This is a genomic window from Frateuria defendens (assembly GCF_001182895.1).
GTDB lineage: Bacteria > Pseudomonadota > Gammaproteobacteria > Xanthomonadales > Rhodanobacteraceae > Frateuria_B > Frateuria_B defendens.
Map to the genome: position 1 here is coordinate 1 of NZ_LFQR01000216.1, position 544 is coordinate 544.

The following is a 544-nucleotide window of genomic DNA, read 5'->3' on the forward strand; positions in this document are numbered from 1 at the left end:
GAGCAGTTTGCATAACCCCACCGATCGCGTAGCGTAGCGCTCACGTTCTCGCTGGAGCTTCACCGATGTCGCAGCGCTCGCTGGGCTTGTTCGATCAGGACACGCGCTACCGCAAGCTGGAAGCGCTGGGCGATCCGCTGGTGGTGCTGGGTCGGATTGTGCCGTGGTCGATGTTTCGCGAGCCACTGGAAGCGGTGCGCGGTCCGCGCGATACCAAGAAGGGCGGCCGGCCGTTTCACGATGCGGTGTTGATGTTCAAGATTCTGGTGCTGCGCGAGCTGTACGCGCTGTCGGACGAGCAGGTGGAGTTCCAGATCGCGGATCGGCTGTCGTTCCAGCGGTTCCTCGGCCTCGGCATCGAGCACACGGTGCCGGACTACACGGCGGTGTGGCGGTTCCGCGAGACACTCAAGGGCGCGGTGATCGAGGACCTGTTCGCGCGGCTGGGCGCGTACATCGACCTGGCCGGTTTCGAGGCGAGGAAGGGCCAGATGCTGGACGCGAGCCTGGTGGCGAAGCCGAAGACTAGGAAGCCGCCGACGCC

Annotated in this window: 1 protein-coding gene; it reads left to right on the forward strand. The window is 65.3% G+C overall.

What is annotated here, in order from left to right; genetic code table 11:
* Positions 1 to 65: 65 nt before the first annotated feature.
* Positions 66 to 544: IS5/IS1182 family transposase (locus ACH65_RS17980; protein WP_049624015.1), on the forward strand; the 479-nt coding region annotated here is incomplete at its 3' end.